This is a genomic window from uncultured Streptococcus sp. (assembly GCF_963528215.1).
Taxonomy (GTDB): Bacteria; Bacillota; Bacilli; order Lactobacillales; family Streptococcaceae; genus Streptococcus.
Window position 1 is genome coordinate 132,832 of record NZ_CAURVL010000001.1, and the last position, 19,703, is coordinate 152,534.

Sequence of the window (19,703 nt, forward strand, 5' to 3'; positions counted from 1 at the left end):
CTGTCAATTTAATTAGTCTTCATTTACGAAAGGCATCAAAGCCATTACACGAGCGCGTTTGATAGCTGTTGTTACTTTACGTTGGTTTTTAGCTGAAGTTCCTGTTACACGACGAGGAAGGATTTTCCCACGTTCTGAAACGAAACGGCTAAGAAGCTCAGTATCTTTGTAATCAACATATTCAATTTTGTTTGCTGCGATGTAATCAACTTTTTTACGGCGTTTGAATCCGCCACGACGTTGTTGAGCCATGTTTTTTCTCCTTTATAATTTTAGTTGTCCATTAGAATGGTAAATCATCATCTGAAATATCCAATGGATTGGTTGCTCCAAATGGATTTTCATCACGTGAAAAGTCTGGTACTGAATTTGTAGGCGCTGAATAGTTTGCAGTTGGTGCAGAGTAAGCTCCACCTGTATGACCCTCACGCACACTACGGCTTTCCAACATTTGGAAATTCTCAGCCACGACCTCTGTCACGTAGACACGTTGTCCTTGCTGGTTATCGTAACTACGAGTCTGGATACGACCTGTCACCCCGATAAGTGAGCCTTTTTTAGCCCAGTTAGCAAGGTTTTCAGCCTGTTGGCGCCACATAACGACATTGATAAAATCAGCCTCACGTTCGCCATTTTGACTCTTAAATGTACGGTTTACTGCAAGAGTAAAAGTCGCAACTGCTACATTTGATGGGGTATAACGCAACTCAGCGTCACGTGTCATACGCCCTACAAGTACAACATTGTTAATCATAATTTACCTTCTTACGCGTCAGTTTTGACGATCATGTGACGAAGAATGTCAGCGTTGATTTTTGAAAGACGGTCAAACTCTTTAAGAGCTGCATCGTCGTTTGCTTCAACGTTAACGATGTGGTAAAGTCCTTCACGGAAATCTTGGATTTCGTATGCAAGACGACGTTTTTCCCAATCTTTTGATTCAACAACAGTTGCACCGTTGTCAGTCAAAATAGAGTCAAAACGTGCTACCAAAGCGTTTTTAGCTTCTTCTTCAATGTTTGGACGAATAATATAAAGAATTTCGTATTTAGCCATTGATTTTTCCTCCTTTTGGTCTAATGACCCCAAGACTTTGCAAGGGGTAAGTGAGGTTTGCTCACAAATAACTATTATAGCAGACTTCCAGCAGAATGGCAAGGGAAAGTTTTGATATAAAGAAAACTCTCCCTGTCACCAGAGAGAGTTCGAAAAATACGATTCGTTTTTAGAGAGGCTAGACAATTCTACCTTGATCTACGACCAGTTTTCCAGCCTTGTAAACCTGATGGGTCAGGTTAGTCGCAAAGAAATAAAGTGGATAATCAATATTCTTAGCGTCTAGGATGGTAATGTCAGCCTGCTTGCCAGTGTCAAAGCTACCAATCTTATCTTGACGGTTCACTGAATATGCCGCATTGATGGTCACCGCGTTAAGGACTTCGACCGGTGTCAGACGCATCATAAAGCAACCCAGCTGCATGACAAACTGCAGGTTGGCTGTTGGGCAGGAGCCTGGATTGCTGTCGGTAGTCAAGGTGATGGCCATACCAGCTTCCAGCATCTTACGGGCTGGTGCATAGGTATCTTCCATCAGACTGAAGGTAGTCGCTGGCAGGAGATTGCCGATAACCTTGGCTTCCGCCATCTTGCGAATGCCCTCATCGGTCGCTACCATCAAGTGCTCTGCACTAGTTGCTCCTAGTTCAGCTGCTACGTCTACCCCACCGATAGATTCGATTTCATCAGCATGGATGCGGAGCTTGAAGCCCATTTCCTTAGCCTTAGAAAGCAAGTAGCGTGACTCGTCAGCTGTAAAGACGCCTTTTTCACAGAAAATATCACAGAACTCAGCTAGATTTTCTGCTTTTACCCGAGGCAGCATTTCCTCAACGATGAGCTCTAAATACTCCTGAGAACGTCCCTTGTATTCTGGTGGAACGGCGTGGGCAGCCATAAAGGTCGAAACGAGGTCAATCTCGTGGTCACGGTCCAGAGCCCCAACGACATCGAGCTGGCGCTTTTCTGTTTCCCAATCCAGACCGTAGCCACTCTTGGCCTCAACAGTCGTCACCCCATGTAGCAGCATATAGTCCAGCAGTCTCTTAGACTTATCATAGAGAGTGTCAAAAGAAGCATCTCGCGTCGCCCGGACCGTACTGAGAATACCGCCGCCTTGGGCAAGAATTTCTAGATAAGGGACACCAGCTAGTTTCTTAGCAAACTCATGCTCCCGGCTGCCGCCGTAGACCAAGTGAGTATGGCAGTCGATCAAGCCAGGCGTAGCAATCTTGCCCTCATAAGACTGAATCTTAGTATCTGGTCCAATCAGACTGGCATCCGGCTCTCCGCTGCCAACTGCTAGGATTTTGCCGTCTTTGACTGCAATGTAGCCGTCCTCTAAGACCTGAGCTTCCTTCATCTCCTCGCCAAAAAGGGGATGGCCGAGATCCTTGGGACAGAAGACTTGATTAAAGTGAGTTAATAGTAAATCAGCAGTCATGCTTGTTCCTCCATTTCATTTTCCGACGTATTTGCTTTTCATCATAATACACTATCGTCAAATTATAGTCAAAAGCTTGTAAAAGATAGGAGCTCCACTTTTTTTACTGTTTTTGTCATTTTCTTGACTCTTTATGGACGGGAGTCTTATAGAATGTAGGAGAAAGATATTTTACACTTGACTAAAAGGAGGATTTTTCATGTCATACTTTAGCGAAAATGAAATTGCAGCAGCAATGACCGTCAAATTAGACGATGTACTGCCTGAAAAAACAGTTTTCCAAGAAGGCATCCGTCGCGCACCTGACCGGGGCTTCCGTTTGACTCAAGCTCAAACCGAAATTGCTCTTAAAAATGCCCTTCGCTATATTCCGAAGAGATTCCATGAGGAAGTGATTCCGGAATTTCTGGAAGAACTGAAAACTCGCGGACGGATTTATGGCTACCGCTGGCGTCCAAAAGAACGCATCTACGGTAAACCAATTGACGAGTATAAAGGAAACTGTACCGCAGCCAAGGCTATGCAGGTCATGATTGACAACAACCTGAGCTTTGAAATCGCCCTTTATCCTTATGAATTGGTTACTTATGGGGAAACTGGATCTGTCTGCGCCAACTGGATGCAGTACAACCTCATCATGAAATACTTGGAAATCATGACCGACCATCAAACCTTGGTCGTGGAATCTGGCCACCCACTCGGACTCTTCAAATCTAAACCAGAAGCACCTCGTGTTATCATCACCAATGGCCTCTTGGTCGGTGAATATGACAACATGAAGGACTGGGAAATTGCAGAAGAAATGGGCGTGACCAACTATGGTCAAATGACAGCCGGCGGCTGGATGTACATCGGCCCTCAAGGTATCGTCCATGGTACTTTCAACACTCTCCTCAATGCTGGACGCTTGAAACTAGGTGTAGCTGATGATGGCGACCTGACAAGCAAACTCTTCATCTCTTCTGGTCTGGGCGGCATGAGTGGAGCTCAAGGGAAAGCAGCCGAAATTGCTAAAGCTGTAGCAATCGTGGCAGAAGTAGACTATTCTCGGATTGAAACTCGTCACTCTCAAGGATGGATTAGCCAATTAGCCGAAAGTCCGAAAGAAGCTATCGACTTGGCTCAAAAAGCTCTGGAAGCTGGCGAATCAACTTCTATCGCCTATCATGGTAACATCGTAGACCTCTTAGAATATGTCAACGAGAACAATATCCATGTAGATTTGCTGTCTGACCAAACTTCTTGCCACAATGTCTATGACGGCGGCTACTGTCCAGCTGGTATCAGCTTTGAAGAGCGGACACGCCTCCTAGCTGAAGACAAGGAAACCTTTGCTAAACTAGTTGACGAAACCTTGGAACGTCACTTCAAGGCAATCAAGACCTTGACTAACAATGGCACTTACTTCTTTGACTATGGTAATGCCTTTATGAAAGCAGTCTATGACTCTGGCATCAAGGAAATTTCTAAGAACGGCTTTGACGATAAAGACGGCTTCATCTGGCCATCTTATGTAGAAGATATCATGGGCCCAATGCTCTTTGACTATGGTTATGGTCCTTTCCGTTGGGTATGTCTGAGCGGTAAGCACGAAGACCTAGTCGCTACTGACCATGCAGCTATGGAAGTGATCGACCCTAACCGCCGCTACCAAGACCGCGACAACTACAACTGGATCCGAGATGCAGAAAAGAACCAGTTGGTTGTTGGAACGCAGGCTCGGATTCTCTACCAAGACTGTATGGGCCGTGTCAATATCGCCCTCAAGTTCAATGAATTAGTCCGCGAAGGCAAGATTGGTCCTGTCATGATTGGTCGTGACCACCACGACGTATCTGGTACGGACTCACCATTCCGTGAAACTTCTAATATCAAGGATGGCTCTAATGTCACTTGTGACATGGCCGTACAATGTTACGCTGGTAATGCAGCCCGCGGTATGAGTCTGGTAGCTCTCCACAACGGTGGTGGAACTGGTATCGGTAAGTCTATCAACGGTGGCTTTGGCTTGGTACTGGACGGCAGCGAACGCATTGATGAAATCATCAAATCTGCTATCGCTTGGGATACGATCGGCGGAGTTGCACGTCGTAACTGGGCTCGCAATGAGCATGCTATCGAAACAGCTATCGAGTACAACCGTCTCCATGAAGGAACAGACCACATCACTATTCCGTACTTAACTGACGAAGATTTGGTCAAAGAATCTGTTAAGAAATTGTTCGAATAGGAAAAACTTGTCCCCCAACTTCTGAACTGAGCTAGGTCTTACATCTAGCTCAGCTGGAAGTTCCACTTTATTCACTTTGTAATTTTAATAACATATAACACGAGGTAATATCTTATGGCAAAAATTGTTGAATGTATTCCTAACTTTTCTGAAGGCCGCAACCAAGCGGTCATTGACGGTCTAGTGGAAACAGCTAAGAGCGTGCCAGGCGTAACACTTTTGGACCACTCTTCTGATGCCAGCCACAACCGTAGCGTCTTTACCCTGGTCGGTGATGATCAAAACATTCAGGAAGTTGCCTTTCGTTTGGTCAAATACGCTTCTGAAAATATTGACTTGACCAAGCACCAAGGCGAACACCCTCGTATGGGCGCAACTGATGTCCTGCCTTTTGTACCTATCAAGGACATCACAAGTGAGGAATGCGTAGAAATTGCGAAGACAGTATCTGAGCGAATCAATCGTGAGCTCGGTATCCCTATCTTCCTCTATGAAGATGCAGCGACTCATCCAGAGCGTAAGAACTTGGCTAAGGTTCGCAAAGGACAATTTGAAGGCATGCCTGAAAAACTCTTGGAAGCTGACTGGGCGCCTGACTACGGTGAAAGAAAGATTCACCCAACTGCTGGTGTCACTGCTGTCGGAGCTAGAATGCCGCTCATCGCCTACAACATCAACTTGGATACAGACAATCTGGAAATTGCCAACAATATTGCCAAAATCATCCGTGGATCAAGCGGTGGCTACAAGTACTGTAAAGCTATCGGCGTTATGCTGGAAGACCGCAACATTGCTCAGGTTTCTATCAACATGGTTAATCTGGAAAAATTCCCGCTCTATCGCGTCTTTGAAACTGTTCGCTTTGAAGCCAAGCGTTACGGAGTTGGAATCCTCGGCTCAGAAGTCATCGGTTTGGCTCCAGCTAAGGCTCTGATTGACGCAGCAGAATACTATCTGCAAATCGAAGACTTTGACTACGGCAAGCAAGTTCTGGAAAACCATTTGCTGGGCTAGGAGGACAGAAACCTATGAAATTAGTAGATTTAAGCTTGACAGAATTTGCCCAAGTCCTAGGCTCAGATGCTCCTGCACCAGGAGGCGGCTCTGCCGCTGCTCTTTCAGCAGCGAACGGTATTTCCCTGACTAAGATGGTCTGTGAATTAACCCTTGGCAAGAAAAAATACGCAGAATTTGAAGCAGAAATCGCTCAAGTGCATGCAGAAAGCGCTCGACTGCAAGAAAGGCTGCTCGTAGCTATTGACAAGGACACTGAAGCCTTCAATCTGGTCTCCGCCGTCTTTGATATGCCTAAGGAGACAGAGGAAGACAAGGCTGCCCGTCGGGAAGCGATGCAACAAGCCCTCAAGGAAGCGACCAAGTCACCTTATGGCATGATGGAAGACATTTTGGCTGCCCTGCAAACAACTCAAAAAGCTGTCGGCAAGTCCAATACCAACGCTGCCAGCGACCTGGGAGTAGCTGCTCTCAATCTTAAGGCTGGCTTGCAAGGGGCTTGGCTCAATGTCCTCATCAACCTGTCAGGCGTCAAGGATGAAGTATTCGTCGCAGACTACCGCAGCAAGGGGGAAGAGCTCCTACAAAAAGGCTGCGCTCTAGCAGATGAAATTTATCAAGAAATTTTGAAAGTTGTCTAATAGATAAACGGAAGAGGAGCCCACTCTTTCCCATGAATGGGCTTCCTTTTCTCAAGAGGTAACAATATGGTTTTATCAGATATTGAAATTGCGAATTCGGTTCAAATGAAGCCCATCAAAGAGGTTGCAGAAAAGCTTGGAATTGCTGAAGACGCCTTGTCTCTTTATGGAAATTACAAGGCAAAAATCAGTGCCGGCCAACTGGAAGCTCTAAAAGACAAGCCAGACGGCAAACTGATTCTCGTGACAGCTATTTCTCCGACACCAGCAGGAGAAGGCAAGACCACGACTTCTGTCGGATTGGTTGATGCTTTGGCTGCTATCGGTAAAAAAGCCGTTATCGCTCTGCGGGAACCTTCACTCGGACCTGTCTTTGGTATCAAGGGCGGAGCTGCTGGCGGTGGGCACGCCCAGGTTGTACCCATGGAGGATATCAACCTCCACTTCACTGGTGACTTTCATGCCATCGGTGTTGCCAACAACCTGCTGGCAGCCCTCATTGATAACCACATCCATCATGGAAATGCCTTAGGTATCGATTCTCGCCGCATCACTTGGAAGCGGGCAGTGGATATGAATGACAGGCAACTGCGCCACATCGTAGACGGCTTGCAAGGTAAAGTCAACGGTGTTCCACGTGAAGATGGTTTTGACATTACAGTTGCTTCTGAGGTTATGGCTATTCTCTGTCTGTCAGAAAATATTACCGACCTCAAGAACCGTTTGGAAAAAATCATCATTGGCTACAGCTTTGAAGGTAAGCCAATAACTGCTAAGGATCTGAAAGCTGGTGGCGCTATGGCTGCTGTGCTCAAAGACGCTATCCATCCAAACTTGGTTCAAACTCTGGAACACACACCAGCCTTGATTCACGGTGGACCTTTTGCTAACATTGCTCATGGCTGTAACAGTGTCCTGGCTACCAAACTAGCTCTCAAATATGGCGACTATGCAGTCACCGAAGCTGGTTTCGGTGCTGATCTGGGTGCTGAAAAATTCATTGATATCAAGTGTCGTACATCTGGCCTTCGTCCATCGGCTGTAGTTCTGGTTGCTACCATCCGCGCTCTCAAGATGCACGGTGGTGTGGCTAAGAGCGACCTAGCTGAAGAAAATGTCCAAGCCGTTGTAGATGGTCTGCCAAACTTGGAAAAACATCTGGAAAACATTCAAGATGTTTATGGCCTGCCAGCAGTCGTTGCCATCAATAAATTCCCGCTGGATACCGAAGCAGAATTGCAAGCAGTTTATGACGCCTGCCAAAAACGCGGCGTTGACGTCGTGATTTCCGACGTCTGGGCCAATGGCGGAGCCGGTGGCAAAGAGTTGGCTGAAAAAGTCGTGGAACTGGCCGAAGGAGACAATCACTTCCAATTTGTATATAATGAAGAGGACTCCATTGAGACCAAGCTCAACAAAATTGTTACTAAGGTCTACGGAGGCAAGGGCGTTCGCCTGACTCCTGCTGCTAAACGCGAGCTCAAACAACTGGAAGAGCTGGGCTTCTCCAACTATCCTATCTGTATGGCTAAGACGCAGTACTCTTTCTCAGACGATGCTAAAAAGCTAGGCGCACCTAAAGACTTTGTTGTGACTATCAGCCAGCTCAAAGTTTCTGCCGGTGCAGGCTTCATCGTCGCTCTGACTGGTGCGATTATGACCATGCCAGGACTGCCTAAAGTACCAGCCAGCGAAAAGATTGATGTTGACAAAGACGGCAATATCAGCGGTTTGTTCTAATAAATACCAAAAATGACAAATGTAACCCTTCTAATAGCAAAGGATTTTCAAGTTTCCGATTGGTCGGGGGGAAAGACGAAACAGCTTTATCTTTCCCCGCCAACTGGCCACTATGGCAAGCGGGACTTTGACTATCGGCTCTCAACAGCGACTGTGGAGTTGCCTGAAAGTCATTTTTCTGACCTCAGCGGCTTTCACCGCATTCTCATGAGCCTGGACCACACACTTCATCTCCACAATGCAAGCCAGCAGGAGGAAACGGTTCTAGCTCCCTTTACTCCCTATATCTTTGAAGGGAGTGATGATATCACAAGTCGGGGGACTTGTACCGACTTTAACTTAATCTACAGCGACCATTATCAGGGACAGATGATTGCCATCTTCAATGAGCAAGAGCTTAGCCGAGATGACGAAATTCAATTTATTTATGCCTTAGAGGATCTGACGGTGACGGGAACAAACCTGCCAGCACTTAACCTAGAGGCAGAGCAGCTTCTGATAGTGGAAAAAGAGACTCAGGAAACTGAGCTGCATATAATGTTTTCGAGTAACCAGCCAAAGGGCGCTCCCCTCGCTATTTGGGCTGGTTTGACCCACATCCCTACTAAGTAAAGATACCATAATGCCTTGTCACCATTCTATCTTTACTTGGAGAGGATCGCCATATCTCTAAAGGAGAAACATTATTATGGATGCAACTAAACTCACTGCACAAGAACAAGAACAGGAAAAAGCGAAATTTAGCTTTTCCGGTGCAACTCTCTACGGTATCAATGCCGTTATCGGTTCGGGTATTTTCCTCCTACCGCAAAAGATTTATAAAGGACTTGGTCCTGCCTCTCTGGCTGTCATGCTTGGAACAGCACTCCTCGTTATTCTCTTAGCCGTCTGCTTGGCAGAAACTGCTGGTTATTTTAACAAGAACGGTGGAGCCTTCCAATATTCCAAAGCAGCCTTTGGAGACTTCATTGGATTTAACGTTGGTTTCCTAGGCTGGGTCGTAACTGGTATTGCCTGGTCAGCTATGGCTGCTGGTTTTGCCCGACTCTTTGTCATTACCTTCCCAGCTTTCACTCCTTACGAGCGTTTGCTTAGTATCGCTTTGATTATCTTGCTCAGCTTAATGAACATTGCTGGTTTGAAGACCTCAAAAATTTTCACACTCACTGCAACTGTAGCTAAGTTAATCCCAATCATTGCCTTTGCAGCATGTGCTATCTTCTTTATCAAAGGCGGAGTAGATAAAGGAAATTTCACTCCTTTCCTACAGCTTGAACCTGGAACCAATGTCATGACTGCCGTTGCCAACACAGCTGTCTATATCTTCTACGGCTTCATTGGATTTGAAACCATGTCTATCGTTGCCGGTGAAATGCGCAACCCAGAAAAGAATGTGCCTCGGGCTATCTTGGGCTCTATCAGTATTGTATCTGTTCTATATATGTTGATTATCGCTGGAACCATCGCTATGCTGGGTAGCCGTATCTTGCAAACAGATGCTTCTGTACAAGATGCTTTTGTCGAAATGATCGGCCCTGCAGGCGCTTGGATTGTTTCTATCGGTGCCCTCATCTCTATCGCAGGTCTTAATATCGGGGAATCCATCATGGTACCGCGTTTTGGAGCAGCTATCGCAGAAGAAGGCTTGCTGCCTAAGAAAATTGCAGAAACCAATGCTAAAAACGCTCCTGTAGTTGCTATCTTAATCTCTGGAGCATTCTCAATCGCTCTGCTCTTCTCTGGAAAATTTGAAGAACTGGCTACCCTCAGCGTGGTCTTCCGTTTCTTCCAATACATCCCAACTGCCTTGGCGGTCTTGAAACTCAGAAAAATGTATCCAGAAAAGAAGGTTGTCTTCCGCGTACCATTCGGCCCTGTCATCCCTATCCTAGCTGTTGTTGTCAGCCTGGTTATGATTGTAGCTGATAATCCGATGAACGTCGTTTATGGTGTCATTGGAGCCGCTGTTGCCAGCTTAGTATACTTCTTTATGCACGGCCGAAAAAAGGTTCCTACTAACCCTGACTAACTCTAAGCATTATATCCCATCATGGAGGATTTTACATGTCAAAATTGATTCACTTAGACGGAAACAGTCTAACACTTGAAGATGTTATCGCAGTAGCCCGACATGGAGCCACCTGCGAAATCAACCAAGAAGCTAAGAAAGCTGTAGAAGCTTCCCGCAAAATCGTGGATGACATCGTCCGCGAAAAGCGGGTAGTCTACGGTGTTACAACTGGCTTTGGCTCTCTCTGCAATGTCAGCATCTCACCAGAAGATACGACTCAACTGCAAGAAAACCTAATCCGTACGCACTCCTCAGGCTATGGTGATCCCCTGCCAGAAGATGCAGTCCGTGCGATTATGTTAATTCGGATTAATTCCTTGGTCAAGGGTTATTCTGGCATTCGGCTCTCTACTGTCGAAAAACTTCTGGAATTACTCAATAAATGCGTCGTGCCATTCATTCCAGAAAAAGGCTCTCTCGGTGCTTCTGGTGACTTGGCACCGCTAGCTCATATGGTTCTGCCTATGCTAGGACTGGGGCGCGCTTACTATCAAGGTGAATTGCTCTCTGGACAAGAAGCTTTGGACAAAGCTGGTATCGAGAAAATTGCTCTAGCAGCCAAGGAAGGGCTGGCGCTGATTAATGGAACGACTGTCCTGACAGGTATCGGAGCTCTGGCTACCTATGATGCCATCCAGCTGCTTAAGCTGTCAGATGTCGCTGGTGCTCTTTCCATGGAAGTCCATAATGGTATTACCAGTCCTTTCGAAGAAGACCTGCATACCATTAGACCTCAGAGCGGACAGCTAGCTACAGCCCGCAATATCCGCAACCTGCTGGAAGGCAGTGGCAACACAACCGTAGCCACTCAACAACGGGTCCAAGACCCTTACACCCTGCGTTGTATTCCGCAGATTCATGGTGCCAGCAAGGACTCTATCGCTTATGTCAAGACCAAGGTCGAGATTGAGATTAACTCAGTTACAGATAACCCAATCATCACAAAAGAAGGCCACGTCATCTCAGGCGGTAACTTCCACGGAGAACCAATGGCACAGCCATTCGACTTCCTCGGCATCGCTATTTCTGAAATCGGAAATGTATCCGAGCGTCGTGTAGAACGTTTGGTCAACAGCCAACTGAGCAAGCTTCCATCCTTCTTAGTCAAACACCCAGGACTCAACTCTGGCTTTATGATTACCCAGTATGCTTGTGCTTCACTCGCATCTGAAAACAAAGTTCTGTCTCATCCAGCCAGCGTAGACTCTATCCCATCTTGTGAAAACCAAGAAGACTTTGTCAGCATGGGAACTACTGCAGCACGTAAGGCAGCTGAAATTCTTAAGAATTCTCGCCGCATCGTGGCAACAGAAATCATGGCAGCCTGCCAAGCTCTAGATCTGAAACCAGAAAATCATGAACTAGGCAAGGGAACCAAGCCAGCTTATGACCTCTTCCGTCAGCATGTCCGCTTTATCGAGTTTGATAAGGACATTGAAATCTACGAAGAGCTCAACAAGGCTTCTGAGCTGATTGAAAACGAAGAATTCCTAGCAGCAGTTGAAAAGGCTGTGGACTTGACCATTCAATTCTAAAGCTGATGACTCTGTAAAAAAGCTAACCTAAGAAGCCCGCTCTCATTCAGCTGGGCTTCTTTTCCCGCCAAAAGTCATTGACAGGCTTGGTGGAAACTCTTATAATAAAGTCGCAAGTATCGTTATGGAAAAGGACAAAATCATGTTAGAAGATTACTATCAGCTAGATAACAGCTACTATCATAAGAGACTGGATGATGATTTATATGCTGCCAAGTGGGGGATGGTTATTGAGTTTTTGGACTTAAATGACCCTAACTTAAAACCCTTTGACGGCGTCAACTTTGCCTTGATTGGCTTCAAGAGTGACAAAGGGGTTTATATCAACCACGGCCGAGTGGGGGCTGTCGAAGGACCACAAGCTATCCGAACCCAGTTGGCCAAGCTTCCTTGGCATCTGGGCAGGAGCGTTCGCGTCTTTGATGTTGGCGATATTGACGGGCCTAACCGCTCTCTGGAGCAGCTGCAGCAAAGCTTGGCTCGAGCAGTCAAACGCCTGCGAGAGCTCAATCTCCGGCCTATTGTCCTAGGGGGCGGCCACGAAACAGCCTACGGCCACTATCTGGGACTTAAGTCGTCACTAGCTCCTGACCAAGACTTGGCCGTTATTAATATGGATGCCCATTTTGATTTGCGCCCCTATGACCAGACTGGTCCTAACTCTGGTACCGGCTTTCGCCAGATGTTCGATGACACTCTGGCTCAGAAGCAGGCCTTTAACTACCTTATCCTAGGGATTCAGGAGCACAATAACAATCTCTTTCTCTTTGACTTTGTGGCAAAATCCAAGGCTATCCAGTTTCTGACTGGAATGGATATGTATCAAATGGGTTACAAGGAAGTCTGCAAGGCGGTTGATACTTTTCTGGCTGGCAAGGAGCAGGTCTATTTGACCATTGATATTGACTGCTTCTCAGCTGGTGCCGCTCCTGGTGTCAGTGCCATTCAGTCTCTCGGTGTGGATCCCAATCTAGCTGTTCTGGTCTTCCAGCACATCGCCGCCTCAGGCAAACTGATTGGCTTTGACATCGTCGAAGTCTCTCCTCCTCACGATATAGACAACCATACGGCTAATCTGGCAGCCAGCTTTGTCTTTTACCTGACCCAAGTCTGGGCCCAAGCTCATGATTGATGGACATTTAAAAATTTCATTACAAACATCAAAAGAGGATGAACATAGCTTTCATCCTCTTTTATTTTGTGTTTAATACCTAAGATAGGCCTTGGCGTAAGTTTTCTAATTCCTTTAGTTGGTGCCGGTCACGGTAGGGATTGAGCTGGCTTTTGGCTGTTTCATAGTAGGTCTCAAAGTCCTGATCTAGCAAGTCTTCAAAGCCTGCTTCCTGCAAGCTGCCAGTCAGCAGGCGATACTTAATCACAGCCATCAGATAGTAGATCAGCCCCTTGTCCCTCGGATTGCCATAGCGACTGATGAGACTATCCTTTTTCCGCAGCAGATCAAGCATCGGCTGGTAATCTCTCTTCTCACAGCCAATCAAAGCCAAATAAACTTCCAACTGGGTCTCTTTCCAAGGGAAACTGAGGGACTTCAGAGCTGTTTTCGCCTTAAGGAAAATCCGCTCCGCCCGTTCATAATCTTTCAGCTGATAATAGGTCATGCCCAAGCCGATATAGAAAGCAAAAATCGAAGGCTCTGCTGTTTTATTTTCCGTCAACTTAATGGCCTCCTTCTGATGGGCCAGCGCAGTCGTGAAATTCCCGCGAATCTGCTCAATCTCTGCCAGATAGTCTAGAGCCGCCGCAATCTGAATCGAGTACTTGGAACGCAGCGAAGCCGTCAAGCTGAAACAATCAATAGACTGATAGAGATGGTGAAGCGACTGCTCCTCATCCCCAATCATGAGATGATAGAGTCCCTTGAGCCGGAGATTGATAGCAATGGCCTCGTGATTATTGGCCTGGACCGAAGCATCCAGAGCCAGCTCCGTATAGTAGCGCATCTCTGGGATATTCTCCGTCTGGATGCAGTAATAAATCATCTGCCGATAGCCTTCTAGGAGAAAATCCATCTGCTGCAGCTCCTTGGCCGAAATAATCACCTGCTGGATATTATCCATCCCCTGCTGGTAATTCCCCGTCCGGATAGCATAGCGCCCTTCTAGATAGAGGAAGCGAAGAACCAATAGCTGAAAATCCTTGTGATTCTGATGTTTTCTCTCTAAGCCCTCTATCTCCCGACGGATACGGTCAAACTGGTCTAAAACCGCTGACTGATTGCTATCATCCGTCTTTTCGATAAAACCAAACTCACGCGAATAAATCGGAAAGAGCTCGTGATGAAACTGCAAGGTGGCCTCAAGATAATGCAGCTCGTACTCCAGAGACTTAATCGGCTGCTTGGACATCTTGTAGTGATAGGCGATTTCATTGAGCAACTGAGCATGATAGAGAGAGTCTCCCAGCTGGTCTTCCATGCCTTGGGCAATCTGGTGATGCAGCATTCGCTTCTTAGCGAGTGACAAGCGCTCATAGGCGTAAATTCTCAAAAGCTCCTGGCTGAATCGCACTACCAAGTCCTCGCCCTGCTCTTCTTCCACCAACAGCTGCTTCCATCCAAACTCCTCAGTGATTTCGACTACTTCTTCCATCGGCAAACCTAGTAGCCTAGCCAAGAGCGAAACCGACGCAGGAGCCCTAAAGCAGGCCAGATAGTCCACCAACTCCTCTTCTTGACTGCTCAGGTAATCCAGCTTCAAGGACAGCTTGGCCTTGATGGCCGGAGTCAGCGGATGAAACTTCTCTCCTCGTAGGAGTTGCTCAGCATATTCCGACAGGAAGAAAGGGATGCCTTGACTGACCCGATAAATATCTCCTAACCTATCCTCAGGGATGGCTATCTGACCTGTCTGGGCTTGCAAGTAAGCCGCACTATCCTTAAAATTCAGCGGCTGCAGCTCGATAAAGCCCAGCTTATTGCGTACCAGCAGGTGATTGAAAAAATGTTCCAAATAAGAAGGGGTACTCAGATGCTTGGTCAGCACAAAGGCCACAGGATAGCCGGTCAAATGATTCATAACTTGCTCTAGGACAGCAACGCTGGACTTATCCATCCAGTGACAGTCCTCAATCAAGATTATCAAAGCTTTTTTCTTAGAAATCTTCTGCAGAATATCCACGACAAACTGAGCCAGCTTGTCCGCATCCAACTGAAGACCAGAAGTGCCGCCTGTCAAAATGGGAAAATAACTCTCCAAAATGACCTGCCACTGACTGATAGAGAGAATCTGGTGCTGAATAACCAAGTCCCCCAGGCCGTCCAGCAAACCACGCCAAGGCTGGAGCTCTGACTTCATCTCTTCCTTGAAGCACTCGGCCATAACAATCTGGAAATACTTGGTCTGGTTGGCCAGTACTTGACGAGTCACTGTCCGCTTTCCAATACCAGTACCACCGACTAGAACCAGAGCACGAGCCTCCTGAGTCTCTATCACTTTAGAGAAATAAGATTCCAAGCGCTTGATTTCATCGACCCGCCCGAAAAAGTGGTCCGTATTGCGCAGAAACTGCTTGGTCTTACGCTCGCTACGGTCCTTGGCAAGCACCTCATGATATAGTTGCTGGATAGGTTCCGTAGGGCTAATACCCAGTTCCTTATCCAAAATATTGACCAATTTGTAGTAGGTCTCTATCACCTTGCCAGGCCGGTCATTATCCTGATAGAGCTTCATGAGCAGATGGTAGTTCTTCTCATCAAACTCATCAATGCTGATCAAGCGGCGCAAATTCCGCTCAGCCTCTTCCAAATCCAGATGATCTTTTTCTGTTTCCAGCTGTTGGTAGCAGGCTTGGATATAAAGCTGCTCATATCGCGTCCGCATCTTAGACACCCAGTAATCAAAGGCTTCGCTGTCCTTGAGATAGAAGCCCTGCAGAAAATCCCCTTGATAGAGCGACAGATGCTCCGCAGGATGATCCGTAAAAAGTTCTACATCACTTTCAATCGCACACTCGGGATTAAGCGACAGCACAGTCCGGTTGGGAGCGACAATCCATTCCCCACCTAGTAGCTTGTTAGCTTGATAAATTGTATTGCGCAGATTCTTTTTGGCGGTCTGATTATCCTTATTTTCCCAGAGGATTCCTGCAATCTCCTCCCGATTGACTGCTCCATTGATGTGGAGATAGTAAAGCAGAGCATTGATTTTGGCAAAAGGAAAAAAGACTTCCTCCTGATTGAGAAAGACACTCGGACTTCCCAGCAATTTCAACCTCAACAGATCTTTCGTCATGCAAACGCCTCCAAGAAACCTTATAGAACTAATATAAACAAAAAGAGACAGTTTGGCAAGTAAAGTATTATACCAGCCCTTAATTTCCAGTTTTTAAATTGGTTTTATTTAGGATTTTTTTGTTATACTAGGATGAAAATAAAATTTTAGAAAGTTACTTATGAAGAAAAATATTGTTCTTTTCATTTTTCTCCTTCTGAGCGCGATTGGCTTAGAATACGAGACGCAAGCCTATACTACTGGCAGTATGTCAGGTACTTCCTATGGGATTGTCGGACTGTCAGCCCTCTTGGCTCTGCTCTATATCGTCCCTGCCCTGCTTTTGATTCGTCAACTGGGAAAAAAATGGCAGACGCCTGCACTTAGCCTTGGGGTAGCTCTGCTAGGTGGCCTTTTCATTTCTGGCTGGACCTCTGGCTTGGCTAATACCTATATCCACGAGTGGGTCAGCACCAGCTTCCCAAATACTCTGCTCAGTGACCTAGAAAATGCTATCGCAGCTCCGCTGGTTGAAGAACCCCTCAAGCTGTTGGCAGTTGCCTTTGCTGTCTATCTAGTGCCCGTCAAAAAGCTCAAATCCTTTTTGCTGCTGGGCATTACGGCTGGCATGGGCTTTCAGATTAGCGAGGACTTCTCTTATATCCTCTCTGACCTGCCCGAAGGCTTCTCCTTCACTATCTCTGGTATCCTAGGCCGCATCACTGGCGGCGTTGCCTCTCACTGGCTCTACACTGCCCTGACCACTCTCGGTCTGGCTCTCATGCTACGCTATGCCAAAACTCAGAAAAACTACTTCCGAGCAGGACTCTTCTACTTCCTAGCAGCCTTCGTTCTCCACTTCTTCTGGAACTCACCGCTGACTGCAATCGAAACGGACATCCCAATCATCGTACCAGCTATGACTGCTCTGGCTGTCTTTATCTTTTACCAAGCCTACCGAACAGCCCATAAAATCGACCAAGAAGAATTGGAAGTGGAGTAAGATCAAAAAAACGACCGTTATGGCCGTTTTTTTGTTGCAGGAAAATATTTTCCCAATATTTATATTTGAATCATAGTAATAGATTGCCAACATTTGAATTTTCTAGTTTTTATAAGTATATACATAAATCACCTTTCATACTCTATAATTCATCCCACAACTTCACCTCAACCCCTCTTCCCATCGCATTTCTACCACATTCTACCTCTGCTCTTTCCTTAAAGAAATGTTAACATTTTCTTAAAACTAACTTATATTAGGAATTTTTAAGCCGCAGTCTGTATACTTTCTACAAATCATCTAAGAAAGAGGTATGGATATGGATTTTCTAGTGATTCCGGCCTATGAGCCTGATTATAATCTTATTAAGCTGATAAAAAAAATTCACCATAAAAGTGATTTTCATATCATTGTTATCGATGACGGCAGCTCATCTAAATGCCAGATAGTCTTTGAGCAGGCAGAGCAGTACGCGACCGTGCTCCGTCATCAGGTCAATCAAGGCAAAGGGCAAGCGCTAAAAACTGCTTTCACCTTTATCCAAACACTGAAAATCTATGGAACGGTGATAACAGCAGATGCGGACGGCCAGCACAAGGTCTGGGATATTTTCCGTGTAGCGAGCAAGGCTTCTGAAAATCCCAATCAGCTGATTCTGGGAGCGCGCGCCTTTACTGGCAAGGTGCCTCTGCGCAGCCGCTTCGGTAACAGTCTGACTCGGACTCTCTTCAAGCTTCAGACTGGGGTGGGTGTCTCCGATACTCAGACAGGCTTACGAGCCTTTACGACCAACATGATTCCCTTTATGCTAAAGGTAGAAGGCCAGCGCTATGAGTATGAAATGAACATGCTCTTAGAAGCCAGCAAGGAATATCCCATTTTGGAAGTGCCCATTGAGACGGTCTATATCAATGATAATCAAGGCTCGCACTTCCGGCCGATTCGGGATGGGCTCATGATTTATAAAAATATATTCAAATTCGCCCTGACTTCTCTCAGCAGTTTCGTCGTCGACTACATCGTCTATGCACTGGCTCTCTTATTCTTAGCCGCTGTGCCGACCAGCCTGAGAATACTTTTAGCTAACGGGATTGCCCGCGTGACCAGCTCAATCTTTAACTATTCGACCAATAAAAAGCTGGTCTTTAAGAACGACGACAGTATACTCAAGACAGGAACTGGCTATTTCAGCCTAGCTGTAGTACTCTTTATCTTAGACACACTGCTGATTCGCCTCTTCTATGCTGTCTTTGGTCTTAATCTTCTGATTGTCAAAATTATCGTCGGCATCTTACTCTTCACCGTCTCCTGGATGGTCCAAAAGAGATTTATTTTTAAGGAAAGGACACACACCGCATCATGAAATTTTTAAAGAAACGCTATGCCTACGCCTCCATTTTTGGGCTGCTTCTGACAGCTTCCTTCAGCTACTCCATGCTGAAAACCTTTGTCATCGCAGAGACCATTTCCACGGTTTCAAGCGCAAGTTCGTCGTCCAATGCCGAGGCTGCCAGCAAGGCTGCGGAAACAGCGACTGTGACGGATACCAGTTATTCAGACGACAACATCTCGGTCACGTTGACTGAAAAGACCGTCAGCAACACCCAGGTCTACATCGCTGATGTGACCGTCAGCTCATCAGAATACCTGAAAACGGCCTTTGCCCAAAACACCTACGGAAACAATGTCACCGCCAAGACCTCAGAAACGGCTGCTAACAACAATGCTATCCTAGCGGTTAACGGCGACTACTATGGAGCCAATACGACTGGCTATGTCATCCGCAATGGCGTCGTCTACCGCGATACCGTCCGAGAAGACTCCAGCAATGGGGATTTAGCTATTTACAAAGACGGCTCCTTCAAGATTATCTATGAAGACCAAGTCTCTGCCGATCAACTGGTCAAAGACGGTGTGGTCAATCTCTTGGCCTTCGGCCCATCCCTCGTAGAAAATGGCGAGATTGTCGTTGATACCAACTCCGAAGTCGGCCAGTCCATGTCTTCCAATCCTCGGACTGCTATCGGTATCATTGATGAAAACCACTACATTATCATCGTTTCAGACGGACGGACCTCAGAAAGCGAGGGACTTTCCCTCTACCAGTTGGCAAAAATCATGAAATCTTACGGTGTCAAGACAGCCTACAATCTTGATGGCGGCGGCTCCTCTACACTTTACTTTAACGGTCAGGTCATTAACAAACCTACAACCAACGGAAATACTATCTCAGAAAGGTCGGTGAGTGATATTGTCTACATCGGTTACTAATCCCAGCAAAAAACGATTTAGAAAAACGGCCCTTATCTACGCACTATTAACTATTTTCTTCTTTGCTTTCAGCAGAATCTATGAATCCTTCAGCTTCGGCGAAACATCTAGCCACATGCATTATCTCTTTGCCATTCCTCTAGCAGGCGGCATCCTCCTCCTGCTCTTTATGAAGGTCATCCCTAACCTCTCTCGGCTCACCCTCAACCTCTGGAACTCAGCTGTAGCCATCATGACAGTCGGCATGCTCTTCCGTGGCATCGTCAACCTATCTGGCCGCTCCACGACACTGGATATACCCTACTGGTATGTGGGAGCAGTCTTTATAGCTCTAGCTCTATTCTCCATGGTCTTTACTCGCAGTGTGTGGAATAAAGAATGCCAAGAACAGCCAATACCCAGCAAAAAAGAAGACGCAGAACTAAGTCGTCGTGAAAGCTATAGTCAAGTATAAACCAAAAAACCTCAG

General features: G+C 46.4%; 17 protein-coding genes. 12 read left to right on the plus strand and 5 right to left on the minus strand.

What is annotated here, in order from left to right; all coding sequences use genetic code 11:
• Nucleotides 1-12: 12 nt before the first annotated feature.
• The 4 genes from rpsR to hutI all read right to left on the minus strand — a co-directional run bounded on the left by rpsR (nucleotide 13) and on the right by hutI (nucleotide 2,500).
• A complete protein-coding gene (gene rpsR / locus RWS24_RS00635; protein ID WP_000068664.1) occupies nucleotides 13-252 on the minus strand; it encodes a 30S ribosomal protein S18 in 240 nt (79 codons plus the stop codon).
• Nucleotides 253-283: 31 nt separating this feature from the next.
• Entirely contained in the window at nucleotides 284-754 is a 471-nt protein-coding gene (gene ssbA, locus RWS24_RS00640) for a single-stranded DNA-binding protein SsbA (protein ID WP_000609606.1), read from the minus strand.
• Between the two features lie 11 nt (nucleotides 755-765).
• Nucleotides 766-1,056: a 30S ribosomal protein S6 gene (rpsF, locus tag RWS24_RS00645; protein ID WP_314364562.1), complete on the minus strand. Its 291-nt coding sequence runs from the start codon at nucleotides 1,054-1,056 to the stop codon at nucleotides 766-768.
• A 178-nt stretch (nucleotides 1,057-1,234) separates the two neighbouring features.
• Nucleotides 1,235-2,500 (minus strand): imidazolonepropionase, encoded by a 1,266-nt coding sequence (hutI, locus tag RWS24_RS00650; RefSeq protein WP_314364563.1) that lies wholly within the window; start codon nucleotides 2,498-2,500, stop codon nucleotides 1,235-1,237.
• 199 nt (nucleotides 2,501-2,699) lie between these two features.
• On the opposite strand from hutI, the gene RWS24_RS00655 reads away from it, so the two are divergent.
• From RWS24_RS00655 to hutG, 8 genes are all read left to right on the plus strand, one after another.
• A complete protein-coding gene (locus RWS24_RS00655; RefSeq protein WP_268701128.1) occupies nucleotides 2,700-4,730 on the plus strand; it encodes a urocanate hydratase in 2,031 nt (676 codons plus the stop codon).
• Between the two features lie 114 nt (nucleotides 4,731-4,844).
• Nucleotides 4,845-5,744 (plus strand): glutamate formimidoyltransferase, encoded by a 900-nt coding sequence (ftcD, locus tag RWS24_RS00660; RefSeq protein WP_314364564.1) that lies wholly within the window; start codon nucleotides 4,845-4,847, stop codon nucleotides 5,742-5,744.
• 14 nt (nucleotides 5,745-5,758) lie between these two features.
• Entirely contained in the window at nucleotides 5,759-6,385 is a 627-nt protein-coding gene (locus RWS24_RS00665; RefSeq protein WP_125342193.1) for a cyclodeaminase/cyclohydrolase family protein, read from the plus strand.
• A gap of 66 nt (nucleotides 6,386-6,451) precedes the next feature.
• Nucleotides 6,452-8,125 carry a formate--tetrahydrofolate ligase gene (locus RWS24_RS00670; RefSeq protein WP_048777176.1) on the plus strand — a complete coding sequence of 558 codons (1,674 nt, stop codon included), beginning with the start codon at nucleotides 6,452-6,454 and terminating at the stop codon, nucleotides 8,123-8,125.
• A gap of 12 nt (nucleotides 8,126-8,137) precedes the next feature.
• Nucleotides 8,138-8,737 carry a HutD family protein gene (locus tag RWS24_RS00675; protein WP_125342192.1) on the plus strand — a complete coding sequence of 200 codons (600 nt, stop codon included), beginning with the start codon at nucleotides 8,138-8,140 and terminating at the stop codon, nucleotides 8,735-8,737.
• Between the two features lie 76 nt (nucleotides 8,738-8,813).
• On the plus strand, nucleotides 8,814-10,154 hold the full coding sequence (locus RWS24_RS00680) for an APC family permease (RefSeq protein WP_314364570.1): 1,341 nt from the start codon (nucleotides 8,814-8,816) through the stop codon (nucleotides 10,152-10,154).
• 35 nt (nucleotides 10,155-10,189) lie between these two features.
• The gene (hutH, locus tag RWS24_RS00685) at nucleotides 10,190-11,731 is read left to right on the plus strand and encodes a histidine ammonia-lyase (protein ID WP_314364571.1); all 1,542 of its coding nucleotides are present in this window, start codon (nucleotides 10,190-10,192) and stop codon (nucleotides 11,729-11,731) included.
• A 142-nt stretch (nucleotides 11,732-11,873) separates the two neighbouring features.
• Entirely contained in the window at nucleotides 11,874-12,863 is a 990-nt protein-coding gene (hutG, locus tag RWS24_RS00690) for a formimidoylglutamase (RefSeq protein ID WP_314364572.1), read from the plus strand.
• A gap of 79 nt (nucleotides 12,864-12,942) precedes the next feature.
• On the opposite strand, the gene RWS24_RS00695 is transcribed toward hutG, so the two are convergent.
• The gene (locus RWS24_RS00695) at nucleotides 12,943-15,981 is read right to left on the minus strand and encodes an AAA family ATPase (RefSeq protein ID WP_314364573.1); all 3,039 of its coding nucleotides are present in this window, start codon (nucleotides 15,979-15,981) and stop codon (nucleotides 12,943-12,945) included.
• Between the two features lie 160 nt (nucleotides 15,982-16,141).
• On the opposite strand from RWS24_RS00695, the gene RWS24_RS00700 reads away from it, so the two are divergent.
• The 4 genes from RWS24_RS00700 to RWS24_RS00715 all read left to right on the plus strand — a co-directional run bounded on the left by RWS24_RS00700 (nucleotide 16,142) and on the right by RWS24_RS00715 (nucleotide 19,688).
• Entirely contained in the window at nucleotides 16,142-16,963 is an 822-nt protein-coding gene (locus RWS24_RS00700; protein ID WP_314364574.1) for a PrsW family glutamic-type intramembrane protease, read from the plus strand.
• Between the two features lie 313 nt (nucleotides 16,964-17,276).
• Nucleotides 17,277-18,326, plus strand: coding sequence for a bifunctional glycosyltransferase family 2/GtrA family protein (locus RWS24_RS00705; RefSeq protein WP_314364576.1), 1,050 nt, complete (start codon nucleotides 17,277-17,279; stop codon nucleotides 18,324-18,326).
• Complete coding sequence (locus RWS24_RS00710; protein WP_314364577.1) at nucleotides 18,323-19,234, plus strand: phosphodiester glycosidase family protein; 912 nt, start codon at nucleotides 18,323-18,325, stop codon at nucleotides 19,232-19,234. The genes RWS24_RS00705 and RWS24_RS00710 overlap by 4 nt, the downstream gene beginning before the upstream one ends.
• A complete protein-coding gene (locus RWS24_RS00715; protein ID WP_314364580.1) occupies nucleotides 19,215-19,688 on the plus strand; it encodes a hypothetical protein in 474 nt (157 codons plus the stop codon). Before RWS24_RS00710 ends, RWS24_RS00715 begins: the two co-directional genes overlap by 20 nt.
• Nucleotides 19,689-19,703 lie beyond the last annotated feature (15 nt).